Source organism: Erythrobacter sp. RANMB8, assembly GCF_056848235.1.
The window spans coordinates 69811-95237 of sequence record NZ_JBREHG010000007.1 but is presented as its reverse complement, the minus strand read 5'-3'; the positions used below and the strand labels follow the sequence as shown (position 1 = coordinate 95237).

Sequence of the window (25427 nt, the reverse complement as noted above, 5' to 3'; positions counted from 1 at the left end):
TCAGTCCGCGTCGGCTGCGCCGGCGACGCGTCCTGACGCATCGACGCGGATGCCGTCGCCTTCGCCCGCCTGCGCGTCCTCGTCGCGTTGTTCCTGCAGGATCGACCAGCTGGCGAGAAACAGCCCGGCCACCAGCGGGCCGAGCACGATGCCCGAAAAGCCGAGGAAGCTGATCCCGCCCAGCGTGGTCACAAGGATGATCCAGTCGGGGATGCCCGTGTCGCGCCCCACCAGAATCGGTCGCAGCACGTTATCCGCCGAGGAAATCACCACAAACCCGACCACCAGCACGAACACGCCCTGCCACATCTCGCCCGTCACCAGCAGCCACAGGCCGACCGGCACATAGACCGCGCCTGCGCCGATCACCGGCACCAGCGCGAAGATCGTCATCAGCACCCCGAACAGCAGGGCGGATTCGAGCCCGACGATCAGGAAGCTGATCCCGCCCAGCACACCCTGCACGATGCCGACAACGCCCGATCCCTTGATCGTGGCGCGCACGATGCCGAGGAACCGCTCTGCCAGCCGTTCGGAGATCGAGCGTTCCACCGGGATGGTGCGCAGCAGGGTGCGACCGATCCGCTCGCCATCACGCAGCAGGAAGAACATGACGTAGAGGCCGACGCCGAAAGCCAGCACGAAACTGAGCGCTCCGCTGCCGATCGAGACCGCCTGACTGGCGATCACGCCCGAGCTTTCCGCCAGCAGTTCCTGCAGGCGCGCCTGCGCGCTGGCCATGTCGTTGAAGCCGCTGCGGTCCACCGCCTCCTGCGCCGCCTTGGGCAGGGCATCGTAGACCGTGTTGAAGGTGGCGGCGAGATCGACCGGCTGTTCCTGCAGGCTGGCGATCAGCACCAGCGCTTCCTGCACCACCAGCGTGCCGAGCCACAGGGCCGGGACCAGCACCGCGAAGAAGATCACCAGCAGCGAGGTGATCGCCGCCGGATTGCGCCGTCCGCGCATCTTCCTGAGCATCCAGCGGTAAAGCGGCTGGAACATGATCGCCGCCAGCGCTGCCCACAGCAGCGGCTGGGCAAAGGGCCACACGATCACCGCCATCATGATGCTGACCACCGCGAGGATCAGCAGGAAGCTGGCGTGCTGCAATTCATCCGTGCGGTGGGGCTGATGGGCCATGCGTGTCTCTATACGTCGAGGTTCGCCACATTCAGGGCGTTGTCCTGAATGAACTCGCGGCGCGGTTCGACGATATCGCCCATCAGGCGGGTGAAAATCTCGTCGGTCACGTCGGCGTCTTCGACCTTCACCTGCAACAGCACGCGGGCTTCGGGATCGAGGGTGGTTTCCCACAGCTGCTCGGCGTTCATTTCGCCCAGACCCTTGTAGCGGGCGATCGACAGGCCTTTGCGACCGGCGGCAAAGATGGCCTCCAGCAGCTGGCTCGGACGGCTGATCGTGCCGTCGAAAGCGGGGGCGGGGGCGGCGTCTTCCGCCTCGCCCGCCAGCGGATCGTCGGCAACGGGGGAGGCATCGGCCTCGGGTTCGTCTGCAACATCGCCTGCCCGCACCAGACTGACAGGCGAGGCATAGGCATCGGCCTGCGCTGCGGCGAGGCTGTGGAGCTTGTGCGCTTCGGTGCTGGACAGGAAGCGGGCATCGATTTCGTGCACGTCGGTCACGCCGCGCCACAGGCGTTCGAACACCACGGTGCCATCGTCGCGCTGCGAGGCGCTCCAGCGGGCTTCGCGGTCGCCTGCGCCGAGGCGGCTGGCTGCCTTTTCGAGCGCCTTGGACAGCGCCTCGCCCGCAAGGCCCGGCTCCAGCGCACCGGCCAGCGCCATCTGTTCGACAATCCCGCTGTCATAGCGGCGCGGCGCGAAGGCGAGCAGGTTCTTGAGGCGCAGCGCGGCATCAACCAGCGCCCGCAGATCATCACCGCCGCGCGCGCCGCCAGCGGTTTCCAGCACACGCCCCTGCAATCCGGCATCGACCAGATAGCGATCGAGCGCGGCCTGATCCTTGAGATAGACCTCGCTGCGGCCCTTGGAGACCTTGAACAGCGGCGGCTGGGCGATGAACAGGTGGCCGGCGCGGATGATCTCGGGCATCTGGCGGTGGAAGAAGGTCAGCAGCAGCGTGCGGATATGCGCCCCGTCCACGTCCGCGTCGGTCATGATGACGATCTTGTGGTAGCGCAGCTTTTCCAGATTGAATTCGTCGCGGATGCCGGTGCCCATCGCCTGAATGAGGGTGCCGACTTCCTTCGACGAGATGATCCGGTCAAACCGCGCACGCTCGACATTCAGGATCTTGCCCTTCAGCGGCAGGATCGCCTGCGTCTTGCGGTCCCGCCCCTGCTTGGCCGAGCCGCCTGCGGAATCGCCCTCGACCAGGAACAGTTCGGACTTGGCCGGATCGCGTTCCTGACAGTCGGCGAGTTTGCCGGGCAGACTGGCGACGCTCATCGCGCCCTTGCGGCTCATCTCGCGCGCGCGGCGGGCGGCTTCGCGCGCGGCGGCAGCGTCGATCACCTTCTGGATGATCGAACGGGCATCATTGGGGTTTTCCTCCAGCCATTCGGTCATCTTCTCGCTCATCAGCGCTTCCAGCGGCTGGCGCACTTCGGAGGAGACGAGCTTGTCCTTGGTCTGGCTGGAGAATTTCGGATCGGGCAGCTTGACGCTGACGATCGCGGTCAGGCCTTCGCGCATGTCCTCGCCCGACAGGCTGACCTTTTCCTTCTTCAGCATCCCCGACCGTTCGGCATAGTTGTTGAGCGTGCGGGTCAGCGCGGCGCGGAAGGCCGCAAGGTGCGTGCCGCCGTCGCGCTGGGGGATGTTGTTGGTGAAGGCGAGGACGTTCTCGTAATAGGAATCGTTCCATTCCAGCGCGACATCGATGCCGATCCCGTCCTTTTCGGCGGAGACCGAGATCGGCTCGGCGATCAACGGCTGCTTGTTGCGGTCGAGATACTTCACGAAGGCCGCAATTCCGCCCTCGTAATAGAGATCGTGCTCGAGCACATCCTCGTGACGCAGGTCGCGCAGCTTGATGCGCACGCCGGAGTTGAGGAAGGCAAGCTCGCGGTAGCGGTGCTCGAGCTTCTCGAAATCGAATTCGGTGACGTTCTTGAAAGTGTCGTGGCTGGCCTTGAAGGTGACGCGGGTGCCCTTTTTGCCCGCCGGAGCCTCGCCCTTCACTTCGAGCGGGGCGACGGCATCGCCGTGCTCGAAGCGCATCCAGTGCTCCTTGCCCTCGCGCCAGATGGTGAGTTCGAGCCATTCGCTCAGCGCGTTGACCACCGACACGCCCACGCCGTGCAGGCCGCCCGAGACCTTGTAGGCGTTATCGTCCGAAGTGTTCTCGAACTTCCCGCCCGCGTGCAGCTGGGTCATGATCACTTCGGCGGCGGAGACGCCCTCTTCGGGGTGCATGCCGGTGGGGATGCCGCGGCCGTTATCCTCGACCGAGACCGAGCCATCGGGGTTCAGTTCGATCAGAACGAGATCGCAATGCCCCGCCAGCGCTTCGTCGATCGCGTTGTCGCTGACCTCGAACACCATGTGGTGCAGGCCGCTGCCGTCGTCGGTGTCGCCGATATACATCCCCGGCCGTTTGCGCACGGCATCGAGGCCCTTCAAAACCTTGATCGAATCCGCGCCATATTCATTGGCATTGGGCAGCTTTGCGGGGGTCTGATTGGTGTTCTCGTCCATGGCCCATCATATAGGCGCTTGCCCGCAGAAACCCAACTGCGGGAGCCCCGCAAGCGCCGCTTTTCCACGAGAGTTCAGGGCGCTTCGTCGATGGTTTCAGAAGGCGGGGCGGAAATGCACCTTGCCGCGCCACATCGTGGCATCGAACAGCGGCATCATCGCCCCGCGCATGGTCGCGTCGAACTGCGTTGCATGGCACTGCGCAGCGGCCTTGGCAGCGTCCAGATCTTCCTCGGAGTAACGCAGCGCCTCGGTCAGCAAAGCCGGATCGGTTTCGGCCCAGCGCGACATTTCCGGCACTGGCGGCAGGCGTCCGGCGGGGATGCCGACATATAGCAGGCGCGGGCGATAGGCGGCGGCGAGAGATTGCAGCGCTTCGCTGACCAGCGCGCTGACCATGCGGTGATCGCTGTGGCCATAGCCCCCGTCAGGCCCCCAGGTCAGCACCAGGCCCGGGTCGATATCGACATAGGCCCGCGCGAATTGCACGAGAAAGCGCTGGGACGGAGCATCGGGCGATTGCGGAGACTGGGCAAGGGTGCCGTCGCCCACGCCTTCAAGAAAGCGCGCCTCTGCGCCCAGCGCCTTCGCCGAACATTCCGCCTCGCCGCGCCGCACCGCACCCAGCTCCGGCCCACGCGCGCGGGTGGTGACGCCGGGCCCCTGATCGCCGGTTGTGGCGAACAGGATCGTCACCTTGCGTCCCTGCCTTGCCAGCGCAGCCAGCGCCGGAGCCATGGTCAACTCGTCATCCGGATGGGCGACCACCACCATCACCGGACGGGCCGGTTCCGCGGCAGTGCCGGAGGCAGCCAAAGGCAGCGCGGCAAGCACGGTCAGGGCGGCGCGAAAATTCATGGGTCCCTCTCCTCCTGCCGGTTTCCTGCCACTTGTGGCAGCCTCCTTGCAAACTGTTTGCGCGGTGCGGGCCGGTGATTATGCATAGCCGCCATGACCAACGAAACGATGATGAGCCGCCTTGCCGAACCCTTCGGCAGCTTCCCCGACATCCTGATGGAATGGAGCCGCATCAAGGGCGATGATCTCGCCCTGCGCGACGAGAAGCGCGAAGTCTACTGGGCCGAACTGGTCGGGCTGGTCGAGCGGCTGGCGGCGCGGCTGGTGGAGACTGGCCTGAAACGCGGGCAATCGGTGGCGATCCTCGGCACCTCGAATGTCGAATACGCGCTGGTGTTCCTCGCCGCCGTGCGGGCGGGCGGCGTGGCCGCGCCGCTCACCACCAGCGCCAGCCCAGAACAGCTTGAAGGGATGGCGAAGGATTCGGGCGCGATCCACCTCTTCATCGATGCGGCCAAGGCGGCTGAACTCGGTCCGGATTTCATGGCCCACCTTATCCGCGTGCCTTTGGAGAGCATCGACCAGTGGATGGCTCCTCCCGGCTCGCGTGCTCCGGATTTCGTGCCGGAACCCAAAGACCCGTTCAACATCATCTATTCCAGCGGCACCACCGGCATTCCCAAGGGCATCGTCCATTCGCACCAGATGCGCTGGCGGCAGTTCGCCGCGACGGCGCTCTCCTATCTTGGCGCAGGCCTGGAGGTGCGCTCGCTCGCCTCGACCCCGCTCTATTCGAACACCACGATGGTCGCCTTCCTTCCCGTGCTGCTGGCGGGCGGCTGCGTGCGGGTGATGGGCAAGTTCGATTGCGGCAAGTGGCTGGCGCACGCGCAAGGCGACCGCACCACCATCACCATGCTGGTGCCGGTGCAATACCAGCGGCTGATGGATTTCGCGGGCTTCGACGATTTTGACCTGTCGAGCCTGAAGCTCAAATACTGCACCTCCGCGCCCTTCTCCGCTGACCTCAAGCGCGAGGTGCTGCGGCGGATGCCGGGCGGGCTGATCGAGATCTATTCGATGACGGAAGGGGGCGTCGTGTGCCTGCTGCCGTGCCACGAATTCCCCGACAAGCTCCACACCGTCGGCCGCCCCGCGCCCGGGAGCGAGCTGAAGGTGCTCGACGATGAAGACCGCGAGGTGCCGCCCGGCACCGCGGGCAATCTGATCGGCCGCAGCCTCACCATGATGAGCGGCTACAAGAACCGTCCCGACAAGACCGCCGAGGCCCAGTGGATCGACCCTGCCACGGGCGAGGCGTGGATGCGGATGGGCGACATCGGGCGGGTGGATGCCGAAGGCTTTGTCGAACTGGTCGGCCGCGCCAAAGACATGATCATCTCGGGCGGGTTCAACATCTATCCGAGCGATCTGGAAGCCGAATTGCTGAAGGAACCGGGCGTCGCCGAGGCCGCGGTGGTCGGCGTGCCGTCGCGCAAGTGGGGCGAAAGCCCGGTCGGCTTCGTGGTGCTGAAGGCTGGCGCGGGCGATCCGGCGGCGATCATGGCGGCAGTCAACGAACGGCTCGGCAAGACCCAGCGCCTCGCCGCGCTCCACGCGATTGCCGAAATGCCGCGCAGCCACATCGGCAAGCTGCTCAAGACCGACCTGCGCGAGGAAGCCGCGAGGCTGGGCGGGGTGGAGTAAAGCGCCCCTGAAACAGCAAGACCCGGCTCCTCGGATGAGGGGCCGGGCCGCTTGTGGCGTGTGCCTGCTGGCGCGCTTACACGATAAACGTGTTGAACGCGGTGCCGCTGATGGCGAGCGCGAGGAAGAAGGCCACAGCCCTTTCGCTGAACATGCGCATGGTTCAAGTTTCCCTGTTCTGTTGTGGTATGGGAGCCCGGCCGACCAGAGGGGGGAGAGAGGGATGATCGCCCGGGCTTGCGCATTATTTAGCGTGTTCCACGTAATTTTCAATCTCTGGAGAGACTGAAAATAATTCATCACCGCAATCGAAAAAGACAATCACCGCAGCGCCAGCAGCGTGAGACGCGGCCACCATTTCAGGGGGGGGGAGGGGCGGTGGCCGCGTCTCTTTCGCTGCATGCCCGTGCGCAAGGCGCCGGGATCGACAGGTCAGGATGGCCGAGCGAGGGGGAGGGCTGGCCAATCCTGCCGGTCTGGCAGGCGGGCAGAAAGGCCGTGTTCGGCCTGCAACTGCCGGGCGATGGTCTCGTTCAGAGGAAGCCGGGATAGAGAGAGGGCCCGGCAATCATCGCTTGGTGCCCAAGTGGTGTTCGATTGCATCGAATTCAAATGCGAAAACGCCAATCTTAATTGCATGAAATGCAACCAGCGCCACGCGGAAAACAAAACGGCCGCCGGATCAGCTCCGGCGACCGTTCTGAAATCTCGGCAGAAACCTCAGTTTGCAGCGACGGCGCGGCCACCGCGGGCTTCGAGCGCGGCGACACGCTCGACTTCGGCCAGCGCGGCCACGCGGGCGTCGGCGACGCACTTGTTGTCGATCGCGGTGCGGCCATAGGCATAGCGCGATGCGGCTTCGACGGTGCAGGCCTTGCGCAGCTTGGCTTCGATGCGGGCTTCAAGCGCCGCGCGACCTTCGGCGCTGGTCACATCGACATCACCATAGGCGATGCGCACGGTCACGGTTTCTTCACCGGCAGGAGCGGCGAAAGCCGGGGCGGCGATGGCGGCGAGAGCGATCAGGGGGAGAGTGAAACGCATTGGGGAAAGCTCCGAAAACAAGAGAGGGTGTCGGGAATGCGATGCCGTTTGCCGGCATTCGGTTGCTGTTTGAAACTCTGGTGCAGTGCACAAGAATGATGTGCAAATGCGAAATGCGCGAAATTGGTTCCAAAGATTGCAACCCGATCACCGGAGAAATTCGGGAACCGTCTGAAATTGCGTATCTAAAAATATGCTGCACCGCAAAATTTCCGGTGCCGGTGCGGCGATGCTGGACAGCGCGGGCTGCCCTGCCGTAATCGCCCGCCATGAGCGCGCACCCTTCCAGCCCCGCCGCGGGCGATTCCCTCGCCTCCGATCACCTGCCGGACTCGATCCTGATCGTCGATTTCGGGTCGCAGGTGACCCAGTTGATCGCGCGCCGCGTGCGCGAAGCCGGGGTCTATTCCGAAATCGCGCCTTTCACCCAGGCCGAGGCCGCGTTTCATCGCCTGAAGCCCAAGGGCATCATCCTTTCGGGCTCTCCCGCGAGTGTTCCTGATGATGGCAGCCCGCGTGCGCCGCAGGTCTTGTTCGATGCCGGCCTGCCGATCCTCGGCATCTGCTATGGCCAGCAGGTGATGACCCACCAGCTGGGCGGCGAGGTTCGCCCCGGCCATGAAACCGGCGAGGGTGGAGAGTTCGGCCGCGCCTTCCTCACCGTTACCGGCGAATGTTCGCTGTTTAACGGGCTGTGGGAGGTCGGCGAGCGGCATCAGGTGTGGATGAGCCATGGCGACAAGGTCACGCAGTTCGCCCCCGGCTTCGAAATCGTTGCCACCAGCGATGGCGCGCCCTTCGCCGTGATCGCGGACGAGGCGCGCCGCTTCTACGGCACCCAGTTCCACCCCGAAGTGGTCCACACGCCCGACGGCGGCCGGCTGATCGCCAATTTCGTGCGCCATGTCTGCGGCCTTGCAGGCGATTGGACCATGGCCGAATTCCGCAAGACCAAGATCGCCGAAATCCGCCAGCAGGTGGGCGACAAGCGGGTGATCTGCGGGCTTTCCGGCGGGGTCGATTCGGCGGTTGCGGCGGTGCTGATCCACGAGGCGATCGGCGACCAGCTGACCTGCGTCTTCGTCGATCACGGCCTCATGCGCATGAACGAGGCCGAACAGGTCGTCACCCTGTTCCGCGATCACTACAACATACCGCTGGTCCACGTTGAGGCCGAAGACCTGTTCCTCGGCGGGCTTGCGGGCCTCACCGATCCCGAAGCCAAGCGCAAGTTCATCGGCAAGACCTTCATCGACGTGTTCGAGGCCGAGGCGAAGAAAATAGGCGGGGCCGAGTTCCTCGCGCAGGGCACGCTTTACCCCGACGTGATCGAAAGTGTCAGCTTCACCGGCGGGCCGAGCGTGACGATCAAGAGCCACCACAATGTCGGCGGCCTGCCCGAACGGATGAACATGGCGCTGGTCGAGCCGCTGCGCGAGCTGTTCAAGGACGAGGTGCGCGATCTGGGGCGCGAGCTCGGCCTGCCCGATGCCTTTGTCGGCCGCCACCCCTTCCCCGGCCCCGGCCTCGCGATCCGCATTCCCGGCGAAGTCACCAAGGAACGCTGCGACATCCTGCGCAAGGCTGATGCGATCTATCTGGAAGAGATCCGCAATGCGGGCCTCTATGACGCGATCTGGCAGGCCTTCGCGGTGCTGCTGCCGGTCAAGACCGTCGGCGTGATGGGCGACGGGCGCACCTATGACAGCGTTTGCGCCCTGCGCGCGGTGACCTCGACCGACGGGATGACGGCGGATGTCTTCCCCTACGACGCCAGCTTCCTCACCCGCGTGGCGACCCGCATCGTCAACGAGGTCAAGGGCATCAACCGTGTGGTCTATGACTATACGTCAAAGCCGCCGGGCACGATTGAATGGGAGTAGGGCCTTCATCCGCCCCTTCCAGCGCAACGTAGAATCGCATATCTCTCGCCCCGCCTGTTACCACACAGAAGGTTTTCGCCCGTGATTCAGACCGTTCGTCCCTTCGCCCTTGCAGCCGTTCTTGCCCTTGGCGTGGTTGCCTGCGCCGAGCAGGGCGCCGATGCGCCGAAGGATTCCGCCGCCGAAGCAGCGCCTGTGACCGAAGGCACCTGGGCGCTGGATGCGGCCGGTTCGCGGCTGTCCTATGTCAGCATCAAGGCGGGCGAGGTGGCCGAGACCAACCGCTTCGACAAGCTGACAGGCAGCGTCGCGGCGGATGGCACCGCAACGCTCGACATCGATCTGGCCTCGGTCAACACCGGGGTCGATATCCGCAACGAGCGGATGCGCGAAATCTTCTTCGCCGTGGCCGATAACCCCAAGGCGACCGTCACCGCCAAGCTCGATCCGGCAGCCTTCGCCGGGCTCGCGGTCGGCCAGTCGCTCACCCGCCCGCTGAAAGCCAATGTCACGATCAAGGGCGCATCGAGCGATGTCGAGACCGAGGTGCTCGTCACCCGCGTTGCCGACGACCGTGTCACCGTGGTGCCGACTGCGCCGGTGATCATTTCGACCGACATGTTCGAACTGACCGATGAACTCGGCGAATTGCGCGCGCTGGCGCAGCTGCCCTCGATCACGCCGGCCGTGCCGGTGACCTTCGCGCTCGCCTTCGAACGTTCGTAAGGCCGTTTGCGCCGGATCAAGGCGCCGCGGCCCCGGCCCGTGCACAAGCATCGGGCCGGGCGGCTGGCGAGCGATCCGATCCCACCGCATCCCCGCCGTCCGGCTCCCGCTGAAAATCGGATCGCAAAGTGACGCTACGGCGTGCGGGATTGCGCCGGTGCCTCTTCAAAAGCGGGCTTGAAAGCGCAGGCCAACTCGGCTTGTCTCGCATGCAAACACGGCTTTGCACGGGAGAACACAGGCTATGAAGACCGCGATCACCGAAATGTTCGGCATCCAGCACCCCATTATTCAGGGCGGGATGCACTATGTCGGCTTTGCCGAGATGGCGGCTGCGGTTTCCAATGCCGGGGGTCTCGGCATCATCACCGGGCTGACACAGGGCACGCCCGAAAAGCTCGCGAATGAAATCGCGCGCTGCAAGGACATGACCGACAAGCCCTTCGGCGTGAACCTCACCATCCTGCCGACCCTGACGCCGCCCGACTATCCGGGGCTGGTCAAGGCGGTGATCGAGGGCGGGGTGAAGGTGGTCGAAACCGCCGGGCGCAATCCGGTGGACCTGCTGCCGCCTCTGAAGGATGCCGGGATCAAGGTGATCCACAAGTGCACCTCGGTGCGCCACAGTCTCAAGGCGCAGGAGATCGGCTGCGACGCGGTGAGCGTTGACGGGTTCGAATGCGGCGGCCACCCCGGCGAGGATGATGTGCCCAACTTCATCCTGCTGCCGCGTGCCGCCGATGAACTGGAAATCCCCTTCGTCTCCAGCGGCGGCATGGCCGACGGGCGCAGCCTTGTCGCCAGCCTCGCGATGGGCGCGCAGGGGATGAACATGGGCACCCGTTTCATCGCCACCAAGGAAGCGCCGGTGCACGAAAACGTGAAGCAGGCGATCCTCGCCGCCAGCGAACTCGACACCCGCCTCGTCATGCGCCCGCTACGCAACACCGAACGCGTGCTCAACAACGCCGCGGTGGAACGCCTGATCCAGAAGGAGAAGGAATTGGGCGATGCCATCACCATCCAGGACATCCTGCCCGAAGTCGCAGGCGTCTATCCCAAGATCATGACCGAAGGGGCGATGGACGAGGGCGCGTGGAGCTGCGGCATGGTGGCCGGGCTGATCCACGACATCCCGACCTGCAAGGAACTGATCGACCGGATCATGCTGCAGGCCGAGGAGATCATCGCCCGCATGCAGGCTATGGCCCGCGCCTGAAGATAAGTAGAACTGCGTATTATGCCGCAGCCCCATCTGCGGCACGATGCCCCGCGCCATGGCCGATTCTGGAGGGGACCGGCGCGGCGCGATTCGCTGTGTGCTTCCGGCGGGCTGTGGGGGCTTCCCGGATGAGGGAGTAGGCCGGATCTCTTGGACGGGGAGGTACCGATGGAACTCTTTGCTGGCCCGGCATCGCTGGGCGGCCTCATCATGGGTGTCGCGGTTTGCGCCTGGGGGCTGGGCCGCTGGCAGGCGCTGGGCCGACAGGAACCGGTGTGCGGCGGCGGCGCGTCAGGCCCGCAGGCAACGGGGGATCAAACGCCCCTTATCGCGCAGCAAGCCTCGCCCGCCCCGCATCAGGTCCGCGGCGAACAGCGCGAAGCCGACGGCGCGGCCGGGTCACTTGCCGAACTGCATGAAGAGATCATCGCCTTCCGGCAGCGCGAACAGGTGCTTGCCTGCTATGCTCCCGACACGCTCCGGATCGAGCGGCCGGCTCAGCCCTCGCCCGATGCCCCGCCCTTGACGCGGGTGTAGGGGACGAAATCCTCGAAGAACACCGCGCCGGTGAAGATGCCCTGGATCCGGTCGATCGTGGTCATCACGTCAAGGCGGCACAGCTCGCTGGCATTGAAGCGGTTGGTGACCAGCGCATCGGTATCGTTGATGCTTTCGGGATTGCGGGTGCGCTGGACGTAGATCGTATCGCCCGATCCGTAGACATAAGCGGTGCGGTCGATCGTCTGCATCCGGATGTTCGGCAGCGTGCGGATGCAGCGCTGCGGTTCACCGGCAACGCGGCCTTCGAGCAGCTTGGCGAGGCGCTTTTCACCCTTGCTCATCGGTGCTTCGGCTGATGCTTCGACGTCAGGCTGGGCGATGGCGGCAGGCGCAGAAACCACCGCAACAGCGGCAGCCAGGCCGGCAGCAAGAGCGCGGGACGGGGCAGGCAGGCGGATCATGATGCGATTCTCCGGTTCGGAAAGTGCGCCGATCATGTCACGCGTCGCCTTAACCGGCGCTGAGCGGCGCGTCAGGCGCGTGCGGGGCTCGATCCGGCAGCGATATCGGGCAGAGCGGCCTGATCGGCGCCATCGGCCGGTCCGCCGCGCAACACGAAGCGCCGGTCGCAATAGCCGCAATCGACATAGCCGTGCTCGTCGATTTCGAGGAACACGCGCGGGTGGCCAAGGGCAGCCGGGCGATATCCCGCGCCGCCACGGATGCCGCTGGCACCATCGCAGCTGACGCGCCGCGTATCGACCAGCAGGACTTCGGGAGGGGCAATGCTCATGGGGCCAGCCGATACTCCCGCCGCGCCGCAAGCGCAATTGCCTTTGGCGGGGGGCTTGCCTAGGGCTGTGCCCATGTCAGCCGAACCTGCGATCCGTATCGACAATCTCGTGAAGCGTTATGCCCCGGCAAAGGGGGCCAAGGGCACCGTGACAGAGGGCAAGCTCGCGCTGGGCGGGGTCAGCTTCGATGTGCCGCAAGGCTCGATCTTCGGGCTGCTCGGCCCCAATGGCGCGGGCAAATCGACGCTGATCAACATTCTTGCAGGCCTGGTGAACAAGACTTCGGGCACAGCCGAGATCTGGGGCTTCGATATTGATCGCAACCGCCGCAATGCCAGCCGTTCGATCGGGATCGTGCCGCAGGAGATTGTGTTCGATCCCTTTTTCACGCCCTTCGAGGTGCTGGAGAACCAGGCCGGCTTCTACGGCATCCCCGCCGCCTTGCGCCGGTCCGAGGCGCTGCTGGAGGCCGTGCGTCTGGCCGACAAGCGCAATGCCTATGCCCGCACCCTGTCAGGCGGGATGAAGCGGCGGCTGCTGGTGGCCAAGGCTATGGTGCACAGCCCGCCGATTCTGGTGCTCGACGAGCCGACCGCCGGGGTTGACGTGGATTTGCGCCGCCAGCTGTGGGAGCTCGTCAGCGAATTGAACCGCGAGGGCGTGACCGTGGTGCTTACCACCCACTACCTCGAAGAGGCCGAGGAACTGTGCGATCGCATCGCGATCATCAATGGCGGCAAGCTGATCGCCAACAAGCCGACCCGCGAGCTGGTGGACATGGCGCGCGAGAAGATCGTCGCGGTCACTGCCGCTGCCGACCTCCCCGCCGCGCCCGCGCATGAAGCCTTTGCGCGGGTCGAATGGGACGGCGCGCGCGGGGTCGAGGTCACGTATGACAAGGACCGCCTCAGCGCCGGACAGGTGCTCGCGATCCTGCAGGAACAGGGGCTGACGATCGAGGATGTCACCACCCGCGAGGCTGATCTGGAAGATGTGTTTGTCCAGCTGACCGCCGGGGCGGGCGACTAACTCGTCCGCTTGCGCCAGTCGTGGCGGCCGTGACGTTCGATCGCCTTGCCGCAGTGGCGACAGGTGCCGACATAGGTGCGACCATCCCAGACAGCTTCGCGCCGCACAGGCTGATGGCGGCCGAACAGGCATCCGAAAATTGAAAAAACCGACATCAAACAACGCGTCCGAGTGAGAGGGACTCTAGGTAACTGGCGTCAATTTTTGCGGCCCTGGCGCCCTGCCGGCTCATACCGAATCAGGCGTTAGATGACGTTAGCATCATGCTGCATCGCAACCTAAGGATTTTCCCTTAACAGATTTCACAGGGAAGGGGCGAACGCGCAACCTTCTTGCCCGCTGCCCGATTGCGCGGCATGGCGTTGCCATGGCGAGCATTGATGCAATTGGGCAGGGGCACGATGTCATTATCATCGGCTCGGGCGCGGCGGGGCTGACAGCGGCGCTGGCGCTGGCGGAAACGCGGCGGGTGCTGGTGCTGGCCAAGGGGTCGCTGACCGGCGGATCGACTGCGTGGGCGCAGGGCGGGATCGCTGCCGTGCTCGATGCGGGCGATACTTTTGAAGATCATATCCGCGATACGATGGTGGCAGGCGCAGGCCTGAATGATCGCGATACGGTGGAGTTCGTGATCGAGCGCGCCCCTGCCTCGATCGACCGGCTGTGCGAGCTGGGGGTGCCGTTCAACCGCGAGGCCGATGCCCTGCATCTCACCCGCGAGGGTGGCCATTCGCACCGGCGGATCGTGCATGTCGACGATGCGACCGGATGGGCGGTGCAATCGGCACTGCTCAAGGCGGCGGAGGCCAATCCCAATATCACCCTGCTGCCGGGGCGCACCTGCATCGATTTCATCACCGATCGCCACCGCGAACAGTTCTCCGCCGCGGGGCGCGTGTGGGGTGTCTATGCGCTTGACGAGGCCACAGGGCGCGTCGAACGGCACGTGGCCCGCGCAACGGTGCTGGCGACGGGCGGGGCGGGGCGCGTCTACCAGTTCTCCACCGCCCCGCGCGGCGCGACGGGGGATGGCATCGCCATGGCCTGGCGGGCGGGCGCGCGCGTCTCCAACATGGAGATGATGCAGTTCCACCCAACCTGCCTCTACAACCTCGACGTCAAGAACTTCCTGATCACCGAGGCGGTGCGGGGCGAGGGCGGGCATCTGCTCCACCCCGAAACCGGCCGCCGCTTCATGGTCGATTACGATCCGGAACGCATGGAACTGGCCCCGCGTGATGTGGTGGCCCGTGCGATCGACGACCAGATCAAGCGCTTCGGCCTCGATTTCGTGCACCTCGATATCAGTCACCAGCCCGCCGACTTCGTGAAGGGGCACTTCCCGACCATCTACGACAAGCTGCTGGGGCTTGGCATCGACATGACGCAGGGGCCGATCCCGGTCGTCCCCGCGCAGCATTACACCTGCGGGGGCGTGGTGGTCGATCTGGCGGCGCGCACCGATGTGCCGGGGCTGTGGGCGGCGGGCGAGTGCACCGAAAGCGGCCTCCACGGCGCGAACCGGCTGGCGTCCAACAGCTTGCTCGAATGCTTCGTCTTCGGCGAGGCGGCGGCGCAGGATATTCTGGTGCGCTGGGACAGCCTTGAGGCCCCGCCCGCGATCCTGCCGTGGGACGAAAGCCGCGTCACCGACTCCGACGAGGAAGTCGTCATCAAGCAGAACTGGACCGAAATCCGCCGCTTCATGTGGAACTATGTCGGCATCGTGCGCACCACAAAACGGCTGGAACGCGCCGCGAGCCGCATCGAACTGCTGAAGCGCGAGGTCGAGGATTACTACGGCGCTTTCCGCGTGACGACCGACCTGATCGAACTGCGCAACCTGCTCCAGTCCGCCGAACTGATCGTGCAATCGGCGCTTCGTCGGAAGGAGAGCCGGGGGCTGCACTATACGCTGGATTATCCGGCGCTGGCGGACGAGGCGAAGGATACGGTGCTGGTGCCTTAGGTGCGGTCAGCGAGTATCCGTTTGAAGTGAGGCAGCAGGTCAGCGTAGACTTTGACGTATCCGTCATCTCCGCAATGACGGGAGGCGCGGCAGGCGAAAAACAGCTCGTTGCGCAGATCTTCCAGCGACCCCCGCCGCTGCGCCTTTGCTGCCCGGGCGCATGCATCGAACGACCCGTGCGCTTCGTAGCCATTATAGGTCATCGCGAAGGCAAAGATGCCATCCGGATCGTCACAGGAAGGCAGTATTAGGTCGCGGTTCATATGGCTCAGTATAGCGAAACACCGCATATCTTTCCATGATTTGAAAGGCGTCTCGATGCACAAAGTGCTTGCCGGTTTTTGCGTTGCCGCCTTAGCCGCCGCCCCCCTCGCCGCCCAGGACCCCGCCCCTTCCGAAACCTCCATCGTCGTCACCGCCCAGCGCTCCGGCGCGCCGATGTGGACGATCGATACGCCCTCCGGCACGATCATCCTCGTCGGCGAGATTCGGGCGATCCCCGAGACTACCCCGTGGCAGCCCGACCGCCTGAAGGAGGCCACCGCGCAGGCGAGCCGCGTGATCCTCGGCGCGCGGCCCAAGGTTTCGCCCGGCGATATCTTCCGGCTGATCTTCAGCGGCGGCAAGTTCACCAAGCTGCCCGACAAGTCGGTGGCGAGCGACTATCTGTCGGCGGAACAATGGGCGCGGCTGTCCGCGCTCGGCACGGCGCAGGACAAGGATTATTCGCGCTCCAGCTTCCTGCTCACTTCGTTCCAGCTGCTGTCGAAGGAATTGCGCTTCAACCGCGACACCACCGATGAGCCTTCCGATGTGGTGCGCAAGGCGGCGGACAAGGCCGATGTGCCCACCGCCCGCGCTGCCACCCTGCGCGGCGAAGACCTGCTCGACAATCTCGCCGAAGCGCCGCCGGCAACGCATATCCCCTGTCTCGAATCCGCGATGGATGCGGTGGAGGCCGGCCCCGATATCGTCGAACAGCGCGGGGCCGACTGGCGGCGTTACGATATCCCGGCGGTGATGGCGAACCCGCTCGAACAGGCGCTGGGCAAGTGCTGGCCATGGGCCGACGCGGAGGTGGGCGGCGAGCTGCGCGCCATCTGGGTCGATGCCATCACCGCCGCGCAGGGCGAGAAAGGCGTCACCCTCGCCGTGGTGCCCCTGCGGGTGCTGGCGGAAGCCGACGGCGTGCTTGACCGGCTGGAAAGCCAGGGCCTCGACATCTCCGGCCCGGCGTGGAAGTAATCCGCGCAAAGCACAAGCGCGAGAGGCCACGTCACCTATGCCGACTGTCACCACCCCCAATACCGGTATCGAAATCTTCTACGAGGATCATGGTGATCCTGCGCATGACACCATCCTGCTGGTGATGGGCCTCGGCGCGCAGCTGACGCTGTGGCCGGATGAACTGGTCGAGGCACTGGTGGGCGAGGGCTTCCGCGTCATCCGTTACGACAACCGCGATATCGGTCTGTCGCAGAAGATGGAAGGCGCGCGTGCGCCGGGCCTTGCCATGCAGGTGCTGCGCAAGAAAATCGGCTTTCCGGCCAAGGTGCCCTATACCCTCACCGACATGGCGCATGACGGGATCGGGGTGCTCGATGCCCTCGGGATCGAGAGTGCGCATGTGGTCGGCGCATCGATGGGCGGGATGATCGTGCAGCTGATGGCGGTGCATCATGGCCACCGGCTGAAGTCGATGACCTCGATCATGTCCACCACCGGCAACGGCAAGCTGCCACAGGCGGAAAAGCACGCGATGGAAGCGCTGATCGCGCCGATCACGAGCATGGAGGAGGAAAGCCTTGTCGCCCATGGCCTCAACATTGCGAAGAATATCGGCAGCCCCGGCTTTCCCTTCGATCCCGAACAGCAGCGCGAGCGGGTGCTGAAGAACGTGCGCCGTTCGGTCTATCCCGCCGGCCCGCCGCGCCAGCTGGCCGCGATCATCGACGATGGCTGCCGCCGCTCGCGCCTCGCGCAGGTGCGCGTGCCGACACTTGTGCTGCACGGCGAGGATGATCCGCTGGTCAAGCTGGAGGCGGGGGAGGACACCGCACGGCACATTTCGGGCGCGCGGCTGGTGACCATCCCCGGCTGGGGCCACGACATTCCGCTGCCGCTGGTGCCGCGGGTGGCGCAGGAAATCGTCACCCACGCCCGCGGAGGGTAGAGCGCTTTCCGACCAATCCGGGCGATCCGGATTGGTCGGAAGGCGCTCCAATACCAAGGCGCGATGAGCTTGACTCATCACGCCTTGGTTAAGCCCGTGCGGCGCCTGAGCATTTCCAGCGCGTGATGCGGCAGCATCTCAGCGCGCTGGTATAAAAGCACCTATTCGAACAGGCGGCCCGCCACCGCATCGAGGCGGGCCATCACTTGCGGATCATGCTCGTCCGGAGCGGTGATCACGGCATCGTCCAGCGCGGTGTCGATCGGCGAAGGTTCACGCTGCTGCGGCAGGGCGGCGATGAAGTTTTTCACCATCGCCCGTGCCAGCGCGCCATTGGCCTGCATCTGCGTGACCACCTGCCCGACATCCACCGCCTCGCCATCCCGCCAGCAATCATAATCGGTCACCATGCCGACGAGGGCATAGGGCAGCTCTGCCTCGCGGGCGAGCTTGGCTTCGGGCATGGCGGTCATGCCGATCACATCCGCGCCCCACTGGCGATACATCCGGCTTTCGGCGCGGGTCGAGAATTGCGGGCCTTCCATCGCGAGATAGGTCGCACCCACCGCGACCTTGCCCTTGGCCTTGCTGACAGCCTGCGCGGCCATTTCGGACAGGCGCGGGCACACCGGATCGGCCATCGAGACATGGGTGACGAAACCGCTGGTGAAAAAGGTGCTCTCGCGGTGCACCGTGCGGTCGATGAACTGTTCGACGACTGCAAAGCGCCCCGGCTCCAGCTCCTCGCGCAGCGAACCGACCGCGCTGATTGCCAGAATATCGGTGCAGCCGGCGCGCTTCAGGGCATCGATATTGGCGCGGGAATTCAGCTCGGTCGGGCTGACCGGGTGGCCCCGGCCATGGCGGGGGAGAAAGCGCACCTTCACATCGCCGATGCGCCCGCACAGGATTTCGTCCGAAGGATCGCCCCACGGGGTCTCGATCGCGATCCACTGCGCGTCCTCGATGCCGTCCATGGCATAAAGGCCCGATCCGCCGATGATCCCGATGCACCATTCGCTGGCCATGTGCGTTGCGCCCTCCCGAAAGTGCCTGAGGCCTTAGGTCAGGTCGAAGCGGGTGGGCAAGGCCTTGCGGATCACCTTTTCCGCCGCCGCGTAAGGCCCTGCAATCGCCGGGCGGGCCTGCATTGCCGCATAATGCGCGGCCAGACCGGGCCAATTGCCGAGCGGCGTTTCGGCCACCAGCGCGATCTGCATCAGCACCGTTGCCACCGTGATATCGGCAATCGACAGCGCATCGCCCGTGAAGAATTCCCGCCCGCCAAGCCGCGCTTCAAGCACATCGAACACCGGCGGCAGCTGGTTGGCCCAGGCATCGCGGGCCTTTTCCAGACCCGGCTCCTCGCCCTTGCTCACCGCGAAGAAAATCGGGCGGAAGATGCCGAGCCCCCCTGCCATCGCGAGCGAGGTATCGGCAAACTCCTCGATGAACAGCGCCTCTCCCAGCGCCGCCGGATCATCGGGATAGAGCGCGGGCGCAGGGTGCTTCTTTTCGATGTAAGCGCAGATCGCGGACGAATCGGGAATGGTCCCCGCCACGCCTTCTTCCGCCACCGAACGGTCGCGCAGCACTGGAATGCGCTTCATCGGAGAGATATCGCGGAACCACTGCGGCGGATCGAACACGTTCACCGCCTCGACCTCGTAATCCACGCCCTTTTCGAGGCAAACCCCCGCAACCTTGCGGACAAAGGGCGATACGGGGCTGCCGTAAATCACCAGATCGGGGCGGGAATAGGACATGCGGGGCTCTCCTCAAGGGCGTCTCTCGCGGCCTCAATAGGCGCTGGCAGCGATAGCGCAATCGCTAGGCGATCAAGCCCGCCCGCCCGCTTACATTCGCGCACACAGCAGCGATTGCGTTTTCGGATGCAACGCGCCAGTTTGTGCGGGCGAGAGACGACTCCCCCCCTGTTCAAGTTCGAGAGAGGAAACATCATGGTCACCCAGTACAAGAACCTTATCGGCGGCGAGATGGTTGCCACCGACCGCTGGCTCGATGTCGTGAACCCGGCCACCGAGCAGGTGATCGGTCAGGTTCCGGCCTGCGGCAAGGCCGAACTCGACAAGGCGGTTGCCGCTGCCCGCGCCGCCTTCAAGACCTGGAAGAACACCCCCATCGAGGAACGCCGCGCCGCGATCATGGCGATTTCGGGCGCGATCAAGGCCAATGCGGAAGAACTCTACCGCCTGCTGACCAGCGAACAGGGCAAGCCCCACGATCAGGCACGCGGCGAAATCTACGGCGCGGCCGCGATGAGCGCGGCGCAATCGACCCTCAGCCTCGATGACGAGGTGAACGAGGACAGCGACACCCGCCTCTCCCGCACCCGCCGCGTGCCGGTGGGCGTGGTCGGCGGCATCGTGCCGTGGAACTTCCCGGTGATGATGGCGATCCAGAAGATCGTCCCCGCGATGCTTTCGGGCTGCACCATCGTCTTGAAGCCCTCGCCCTTCACCCCGCTGACCACGCTCCGGATTGCCGAACTGATCGCGGACAAGGTGCCCGCCGGTGTCGTCAACATCATCACGGGTGAGGACGACCTCGGCCCGATGATCACCAGCCACCCCGATATCGACAAGATCACCTTCACCGGCTCGACCGCGACCGGCAAGAAGATCATGGAAGGCGCCTCGGCTGACTTGAAGCGCATAACGCTCGAACTGGGCGGCAACGACGCTTCGATCGTGCTGCCCGATGCGGACCCCAAGAAGGTCGCCGAACAGCTGTTCTGGTCGAGCTTCTCGAACGCCGGGCAGATCTGCGTCGCGGCCAAGCGCGTCTATATCCACGAGGACATCTATGACGAGCTGTCCGCCGCGATCGTCGAATATGCCAAGACCGTGAAGGTCGGTGACGGCAGCGAGCAGGGCACCGGCGTCGGCCCGATCCAGAACAAGAAGCAGTACGAGCGCGTGCTGGAGCTGATCGAGGATGCCAAGTCCAACGGCTACAAGTTCCTGCTCGGCGGCAATGTCGATCCTTCGGGCACCGGCTACTTCGTGCCGCTGACCATCCTCGACAACCCGCCCGAAGATGCGCGCATCGTGGCCGAGGAACAGTTCGGCCCGGTGATGCCGCTGATGAAGTTCTCGACCGAGGAAGAGGTGATCGCCCGCGCCAACAACTCGGAATACGGGCTGGCCGGCGCGGTGTGGACCGGCAACCCGGAAAAGGGCGTGGAGATCGCCGAACAGCTCGAAACCGGCACGGTGTGGGTCAATGAATACCTGCACCTCTCGCCCTTCGCGCCCTTCGGCGGGCACAAGCAGTCGGGCTTCGGCGCCGAATACGGCAAGGAAGGCCTCAAGGAGTTCACCTATGCGCAGGTGATCACCGTCAAGAAGGACAATGTGCCTGCTTGATAAGTGATTGATTGGCAGGCATCTTGCGTGCCGGGAGGGTGATCATGAACAGAACCATCAAACTTTCGGCCGCAGTGACTTCGGTGCTTGCCATTGCAGGACTGGCCGGGGCGGCATTCCTCGCTCCGGCGGCTCCGGCCCGTTCGCAAAGCATGGGCGACATCATGGGGGCGGCCAAGAAGGTGGCGCAGGCCGCCACTGTCTCCGATGCCGAGATGACGGCCTATTTCTCGCAGATGTCCGACGAACTGGACCGCAAGAACGCGCTGGCTCCGGCTGGCAACCCCTATGCGGTGCGTCTGGCGAAGCTGACCAAGGGGCTGGAGAGCTATGACGGGATCAGGCTCGATATCCGGGCCTATCTCGCCGATGATGTGAACGCCTTTGCGATGGGCGATGGCACAGTGCGGGTCTATTCCGGGCTGATGGACAAAATGACCGATGATGAAGTGCGCTGCGTGATCGGCCACGAAATCGGCCATGTGAAGCTCCAGCACGGCCAGCAACGCATGCGGCGCGCCTTGCAGCAGGATGCCGCCCTGAGTGTCGCCGGCACCGCCAGCAGCAGCGTGCGGCAGATCGCCAATTCGCAGCTTGGCGGCCTGATCCAGAACGTGCTCTATGCCCAGCATTCGCAGAAGGCGGAAACCGCCTCGGATGACTATGCCCTCAATTTCATGAAGGCCAATGGCTACAACGTGCAGGGCTGCCCTGCGGCGATGGACAAGCTGGCGGCGATGGGCGGCGGGGGCGGCATCGGCCTGCTCAAGACCCACCCCGACCCGGCCAAGCGCGCCAAGCGGATGCGCAAGCAGATCGGGTGAGAAACGGGCCTTGCACCTTGTCTGACGCTGCGTGATCGATCCCGATACTCTCATCGCCGGTCTGACAAGGGCAATGGCACGCGCCGGCATCGCCGCGCCGCCGGACAGTCCGCAGCGGCTGACGGGCGGGGCGGTGATGGAAAGCTGGCGGTTCGCCTGCGGGGACGAGAGCTTCGTCCTGCGCCGTGCACCCAGCCTCGCCTTCATGGAGGGGCGGCCATACGGGCATAGCGTCGAAGCCGCGCTGATCGAAGCGGCCCGCGCCAAGGGCGTCACCGCGCCGGAAGTGGTGGCGGTGCTGGAAGAGGCGGACGGGCTCGGCTCCGGCTTCGTCATGCGCGCCTTGCCGGGGACGGCCGATCCCAAGGTCATTCTCGCGTGCGACGATCCCGACGGGCTGCTGCGCGGCATTGCCCGCGACCTCGCCCGCATCCACCGCCTGCGGCAGGCCGACGTGCCCACAGGCGTGCCGGTGATGGATTACCGCACCGCGATTGCCGACCTCAAGGCGCAGTTCATGGACGCAGGCGGTGATCGCCCGATCATTGCGCTGGGCCTGAAGTGGCTGGAGGACAATTGCCCGCCGCAGGTGGAGCCTGTCCTCAATCACGGCGATTACCGGATGGGCAATCTGCTGGTGGAGGGCTCGCGGCTGACGGGGGTGCTCGATTGGGAACTCGCCCATTTCGGCGATGCCCACGAGGACCTCGCCTTCGGCTGCATGGCCGTGTGGCGCTTCGCCCGCTACGACCGCCCCGCGCTGGGGCTGGGTAGCATCGCCGATTACATCGCCGCCTACGAGGCCGAGGCGGGGGTCAAAATCGATCCTGCGCGCTTCCGCTTCTGGACGATCTACCGCACCGTGTGGTGGGCGCTCGGGTGCCTCCGGATGGCGGCGCAATGGCGCTCTGGCGCAGACCGGATGCTGGAGCGCGTGGTGATCTCGCGCCGGACCAGCGAGCAGGAGCTCGATCTGCTGCTGCTGCTGGAGAAAGATGCGCCGGAGGCGGAGCGGGCGCGGCCTGTCACGCTCGACACCCCGCCCTCGCCGCAGGGCGAGGCCACCGATGGTGAACTCGCGCAGGCGATTTTCGAGTGGCTCGGCACGGTCAAGGACCGCTTCGAGGGGCATGACCGCTTCCAATACGCCGTCGCCCGAAACGCTTTGGGCATGATTTCGCGCTTCTCGCTTGGCTCGATCCCGGCGACCGAGAACCCCGACCTCGCTGCGCGTTGCCTCGCGGGGGAGGCGAGCCTTGCAGACCCCGGCACGCTGGCGGAATTGCGAGGCGCGATCCTTGCCGCCGTGGCGCAGGATGTGCCGAAATACCCGGCGCTGGCCTACGCACGGCGCAATTGGACCGGAGAGAACTAATGGACTTCGCCATCCCCGCCGACCTGCAAGCCTATCTCGACGAACTCGACGCCTTCATCGCCGCCGAGATCAAGCCCTTGGAGCAGCAGGACGACAACATCCGCTTCTTCGACCACCGCCGCGAATATGCGCGCACGGATTTCGAGGCGGGCGGGCTGCCCCGCCACGAGTGGGAAGAGCTGCTGAAAGAGGCCACCCGCCGCGCCGACAAGGCTGGCCATTGGCGCTTCTCGGCGCCCAAGCGCTACGGCGGGAAGGACGGCAGCAACCTCTGGATGGCGGTGATCCGCGAGCATTTTGCGCGCCAAGGCCTCGGGCTGCACAATGATCTGCAGAACGAGCACTCGATCGTCGGCAACTTCCCCTTCGTCGCGATGTTCGACCAGTGGGGGACGGAAGAGCAGAAGCAGGAATTCATCCTCGGCGGGTTCGAGCGCACTCGGCGCGTCGCGTTCGGGCTGACCGAACCGCACCACGGATCAGACGCCACCCACATGGAGACGCACGCGGTGCGCGAGACCCGCGACGGGGTGGATGGCTGGCTGATCAACGGCGAGAAGATGTGGATCACCGGCATGCACGTCGCCACCCACTGCGCGATGTTCGCGCGCACCAGCGGCAAGGCGGGCGACGCGGGCGGGATCACCTGTTTCCTCGTCCCCAATCCCACCCCAGGCCTCGAAATCGAGGAGTGGATGTGGACCTTCAACATGCCCACCGACCACCCGCGTCTGTCGGTGACGAACGTCTGGGTGCCCGATAGCGCGATCCTCGGCGTGGAAGGACGCGGGCTGGCGCTGGCGCAGAGCTTCGTCCACCAGAACCGCATCCGGCAGGCCGCGAGCAGCTGCGGCGCGGCGCTCTATTGCATCGACGAGAGCGTGAAATATGCCCGCGAGCGCAAGCCCTTCGGCGAGGAGCTGGCGCGCAATCAGGGCATCCAGTTCCCCTTGGTGGAGCTGGCGACGCAGGCCGAAATGCTGCGCCTCCTGATCTTCAAGACCGCGTGGGAGATGGACAACATGCCCCACGAGCAGATCGAGCGGACGATCTCGGACAAGGTCTCGATGTGCAATTACTGGGCGAACCGGCTGGTGTGCGAGGCCGCCGATAGGGCGATGCAGGTCCACGGCGGCATCGGCTATTCGCGGCACAAGCCCTTCGAACACATCTATCGCCACCACCGCCGCTATCGGATCACCGAGGGCAGCGAGGAAATCCAGATGCGAAAGGTGGGGGCGTACCTGTTCGGCTATCTTGGGCCGAAGCGGGGGATGTACGGCTAACCCCGCCGCCACCACCCGGCCAGCAGGCTCCCGATCACCACGTGCCACACCGCCGAAATCGCTGCCGGGACCGGGGCGAGGGCGGCCTGCGTGACATTGGCAAACTGCGCGGCGAAGGCGGGGGTCTTGGCCAGACCTGAGCCGAGGCCCGAATTCTGCATCCCCACCTCGATGCTGATCGTGCGCGCCTCGATCTCGCTCAGCCCCAACAGCCGCGCCAGTCCATAGCCAAGCGCAAAACCGCAGGCGTGCAGCAGGAAGGTCGCCAGCAGCAGCACGCCTGCATGCTCCGCAATCTGCGCCTTGGCTCCGCCGACGATCCCGCCGACGATCAGGATCACCAGCACGATAGCGACCAGCGGCAGCACGGCGCTCACCCGTTCCGCCGCGCGCGGGAACAGGCGATTGAGGAGCGTCCCCGCCACCACCGGCAGCGCCACGATGCTCACCATCTGCACCAGCAGGTTCAGCCGGTCGATCTCCACGTAAGCCCCCGCCAGCCACCCCGTCAGCAACGGGGTCAGCACCACGGCCGCAAGGGTCGAGGCCATGGTCATCGCCACCGACAGCGCGACATTGCCGCGCGCGATGAAGGCGACGACATTCGAAGCCGTCCCGCCCGGACAACAGGCGACAAGGATCAGGCCCACCGCCAGCCCCGGCTCCAGATCGAGCGCTCTGGCAATCGCGAAGCCGGACAGCGGCATCACCACAAATTGCAGCGCCACCCCCGCCAGCAACGCGCGCGGCATTCGTGCCAGACCGCGATAATCCTCGAAACTCAGCGTCAGGCCCATCGCCAGCATGATCGTGCCGAGCGCGAGGCTCAGCAGCGGCTGGCCCGCCACCGCGATCCGCCCGTCGGTCATCCACGTGAAGCCCGCCGGATAGAACCACGCCAGCGCCACACCCAGCACGGTCAGCAGCGCAAAGTTGTTGGTGATCGTGCGCAGCATCATGTCCCCCGAGTGGCCGTTCGTAATCGACCAACGACATTCCCGCCCCTAGCAATATCCTTGCGCGCCGC

At 65.3% G+C, this 25427-nt stretch carries 24 protein-coding genes; 13 read left to right on the top strand and 11 right to left on the bottom strand.

Translation table 11 applies throughout. The features are described 5' to 3' along the window. The 3 genes from ACU0AG_RS10535 to ACU0AG_RS10525 form a co-directional block, all read right to left on the bottom strand. Positions 1-1140 (bottom strand): AI-2E family transporter, encoded by a 1140-nt coding sequence (locus ACU0AG_RS10535; RefSeq protein WP_482782236.1) that lies wholly within the window; start codon positions 1138-1140, stop codon positions 1-3. Positions 1141-1148: 8 nt separating this feature from the next. Continuing rightward, a complete protein-coding gene (gene gyrB, locus ACU0AG_RS10530) occupies positions 1149-3680 on the bottom strand; it encodes a DNA topoisomerase (ATP-hydrolyzing) subunit B (RefSeq protein ID WP_482782235.1) in 2532 nt (843 codons plus the stop codon). 96 nt (positions 3681-3776) lie between these two features. Further along, positions 3777-4538 (bottom strand): PIG-L family deacetylase, encoded by a 762-nt coding sequence (locus ACU0AG_RS10525; protein WP_482782234.1) that lies wholly within the window; start codon positions 4536-4538, stop codon positions 3777-3779. A 93-nt stretch (positions 4539-4631) separates the two neighbouring features. Between ACU0AG_RS10525 and ACU0AG_RS10520 the strand changes: the two genes are divergently transcribed. Then, entirely contained in the window at positions 4632-6185 is a 1554-nt protein-coding gene (locus ACU0AG_RS10520; protein WP_482782233.1) for a class I adenylate-forming enzyme family protein, read from the top strand. Between the two features lie 720 nt (positions 6186-6905). On the opposite strand, the gene ACU0AG_RS10515 is transcribed toward ACU0AG_RS10520, so the two are convergent. Then, positions 6906-7229 (bottom strand): UrcA family protein, encoded by a 324-nt coding sequence (locus ACU0AG_RS10515; protein WP_482782232.1) that lies wholly within the window; start codon positions 7227-7229, stop codon positions 6906-6908. Between the two features lie 269 nt (positions 7230-7498). On the opposite strand from ACU0AG_RS10515, the gene guaA reads away from it, so the two are divergent. From guaA to ACU0AG_RS10495, 4 genes are all read left to right on the top strand, one after another. After that, on the top strand, positions 7499-9112 hold the full coding sequence (guaA, locus tag ACU0AG_RS10510; RefSeq protein ID WP_482782231.1) for a glutamine-hydrolyzing GMP synthase: 1614 nt from the start codon (positions 7499-7501) through the stop codon (positions 9110-9112). A gap of 81 nt (positions 9113-9193) precedes the next feature. Further along, a complete protein-coding gene (locus ACU0AG_RS10505; RefSeq protein WP_482782230.1) occupies positions 9194-9838 on the top strand; it encodes a YceI family protein in 645 nt (214 codons plus the stop codon). A gap of 244 nt (positions 9839-10082) precedes the next feature. Further along, complete coding sequence (locus ACU0AG_RS10500) at positions 10083-11057, top strand: NAD(P)H-dependent flavin oxidoreductase (protein WP_482782229.1); 975 nt, start codon at positions 10083-10085, stop codon at positions 11055-11057. Positions 11058-11228: 171 nt separating this feature from the next. Then, complete coding sequence (locus tag ACU0AG_RS10495) at positions 11229-11597, top strand: hypothetical protein (protein ID WP_482782228.1); 369 nt, start codon at positions 11229-11231, stop codon at positions 11595-11597. Here the strand turns inward: ACU0AG_RS10495 and ACU0AG_RS10490 are convergent. Continuing rightward, complete coding sequence (locus tag ACU0AG_RS10490; RefSeq protein ID WP_482782227.1) at positions 11558-12058, bottom strand: hypothetical protein; 501 nt, start codon at positions 12056-12058, stop codon at positions 11558-11560. The two genes, ACU0AG_RS10495 and ACU0AG_RS10490, sit on opposite strands and share 40 nt — an antisense overlap. Before the next feature lie 35 nt (positions 12059-12093). Next, positions 12094-12354 carry a zinc-finger domain-containing protein gene (locus ACU0AG_RS10485; protein WP_482782226.1) on the bottom strand — a complete coding sequence of 87 codons (261 nt, stop codon included), beginning with the start codon at positions 12352-12354 and terminating at the stop codon, positions 12094-12096. 73 nt (positions 12355-12427) lie between these two features. Between ACU0AG_RS10485 and ACU0AG_RS10480 the strand changes: the two genes are divergently transcribed. Beyond that, positions 12428-13384: an ABC transporter ATP-binding protein gene (locus ACU0AG_RS10480; RefSeq protein WP_482782225.1), complete on the top strand. Its 957-nt coding sequence runs from the start codon at positions 12428-12430 to the stop codon at positions 13382-13384. Here ACU0AG_RS10480 and ACU0AG_RS10475 read toward each other — a convergent pair. Further along, a complete protein-coding gene (locus tag ACU0AG_RS10475; RefSeq protein WP_482782224.1) occupies positions 13381-13539 on the bottom strand; it encodes a hypothetical protein in 159 nt (52 codons plus the stop codon). The genes ACU0AG_RS10480 and ACU0AG_RS10475 overlap by 4 nt on opposite strands. 212 nt (positions 13540-13751) lie before the next feature. Here ACU0AG_RS10475 and nadB point away from each other — a divergent pair, with 212 nt between their 5' ends. After that, a complete protein-coding gene (gene nadB, locus ACU0AG_RS10470; RefSeq protein ID WP_482782223.1) occupies positions 13752-15353 on the top strand; it encodes an L-aspartate oxidase in 1602 nt (533 codons plus the stop codon). On the opposite strand, the gene ACU0AG_RS10465 is transcribed toward nadB, so the two are convergent. Continuing rightward, positions 15350-15616, bottom strand: a complete 267-nt coding sequence (locus tag ACU0AG_RS10465) for a hypothetical protein (protein ID WP_482782222.1) — start codon at positions 15614-15616, stop codon at positions 15350-15352. The genes nadB and ACU0AG_RS10465 overlap by 4 nt on opposite strands. A gap of 55 nt (positions 15617-15671) precedes the next feature. Between ACU0AG_RS10465 and ACU0AG_RS10460 the strand changes: the two genes are divergently transcribed. Further along, positions 15672-16598, top strand: coding sequence for a TraB/GumN family protein (locus tag ACU0AG_RS10460; RefSeq protein ID WP_482782221.1), 927 nt, complete (start codon positions 15672-15674; stop codon positions 16596-16598). Between the two features lie 37 nt (positions 16599-16635). Next, positions 16636-17526 carry an alpha/beta fold hydrolase gene (locus ACU0AG_RS10455; protein ID WP_482782220.1) on the top strand — a complete coding sequence of 297 codons (891 nt, stop codon included), beginning with the start codon at positions 16636-16638 and terminating at the stop codon, positions 17524-17526. A gap of 161 nt (positions 17527-17687) precedes the next feature. Here ACU0AG_RS10455 and mtnP read toward each other — a convergent pair whose 3' ends face one another. Together mtnP and ACU0AG_RS10445 are read right to left on the bottom strand one after the other, a co-directional pair. Continuing rightward, a complete protein-coding gene (gene mtnP / locus ACU0AG_RS10450; protein ID WP_482782219.1) occupies positions 17688-18554 on the bottom strand; it encodes an S-methyl-5'-thioadenosine phosphorylase in 867 nt (288 codons plus the stop codon). Between the two features lie 33 nt (positions 18555-18587). Further along, entirely contained in the window at positions 18588-19292 is a 705-nt protein-coding gene (locus tag ACU0AG_RS10445) for a glutathione S-transferase family protein (RefSeq protein WP_482782218.1), read from the bottom strand. A 195-nt stretch (positions 19293-19487) separates the two neighbouring features. Here ACU0AG_RS10445 and ACU0AG_RS10440 point away from each other — a divergent pair, with 195 nt between their 5' ends. Genes ACU0AG_RS10440 through ACU0AG_RS10425 form a run of 4 tightly spaced genes read left to right on the top strand, consistent with a single transcriptional unit; the run spans position 19488 to position 24400 of the window. Then, entirely contained in the window at positions 19488-20915 is a 1428-nt protein-coding gene (locus tag ACU0AG_RS10440; protein WP_482782217.1) for an aldehyde dehydrogenase family protein, read from the top strand. A 44-nt stretch (positions 20916-20959) separates the two neighbouring features. Beyond that, positions 20960-21739 carry a M48 family metallopeptidase gene (locus ACU0AG_RS10435; RefSeq protein ID WP_482782216.1) on the top strand — a complete coding sequence of 260 codons (780 nt, stop codon included), beginning with the start codon at positions 20960-20962 and terminating at the stop codon, positions 21737-21739. Between the two features lie 31 nt (positions 21740-21770). Then, positions 21771-23114 (top strand): phosphotransferase, encoded by a 1344-nt coding sequence (locus tag ACU0AG_RS10430; protein WP_482782215.1) that lies wholly within the window; start codon positions 21771-21773, stop codon positions 23112-23114. Continuing rightward, positions 23114-24400 carry an acyl-CoA dehydrogenase family protein gene (locus ACU0AG_RS10425; protein ID WP_482782214.1) on the top strand — a complete coding sequence of 429 codons (1287 nt, stop codon included), beginning with the start codon at positions 23114-23116 and terminating at the stop codon, positions 24398-24400. Before ACU0AG_RS10430 ends, ACU0AG_RS10425 begins: the two co-directional genes overlap by 1 nt. On the opposite strand, the gene ACU0AG_RS10420 is transcribed toward ACU0AG_RS10425, so the two are convergent. After that, on the bottom strand, positions 24397-25359 hold the full coding sequence (locus tag ACU0AG_RS10420) for a bile acid:sodium symporter family protein (RefSeq protein WP_482782213.1): 963 nt from the start codon (positions 25357-25359) through the stop codon (positions 24397-24399). The genes ACU0AG_RS10425 and ACU0AG_RS10420 overlap by 4 nt on opposite strands. Positions 25360-25427 lie beyond the last annotated feature (68 nt).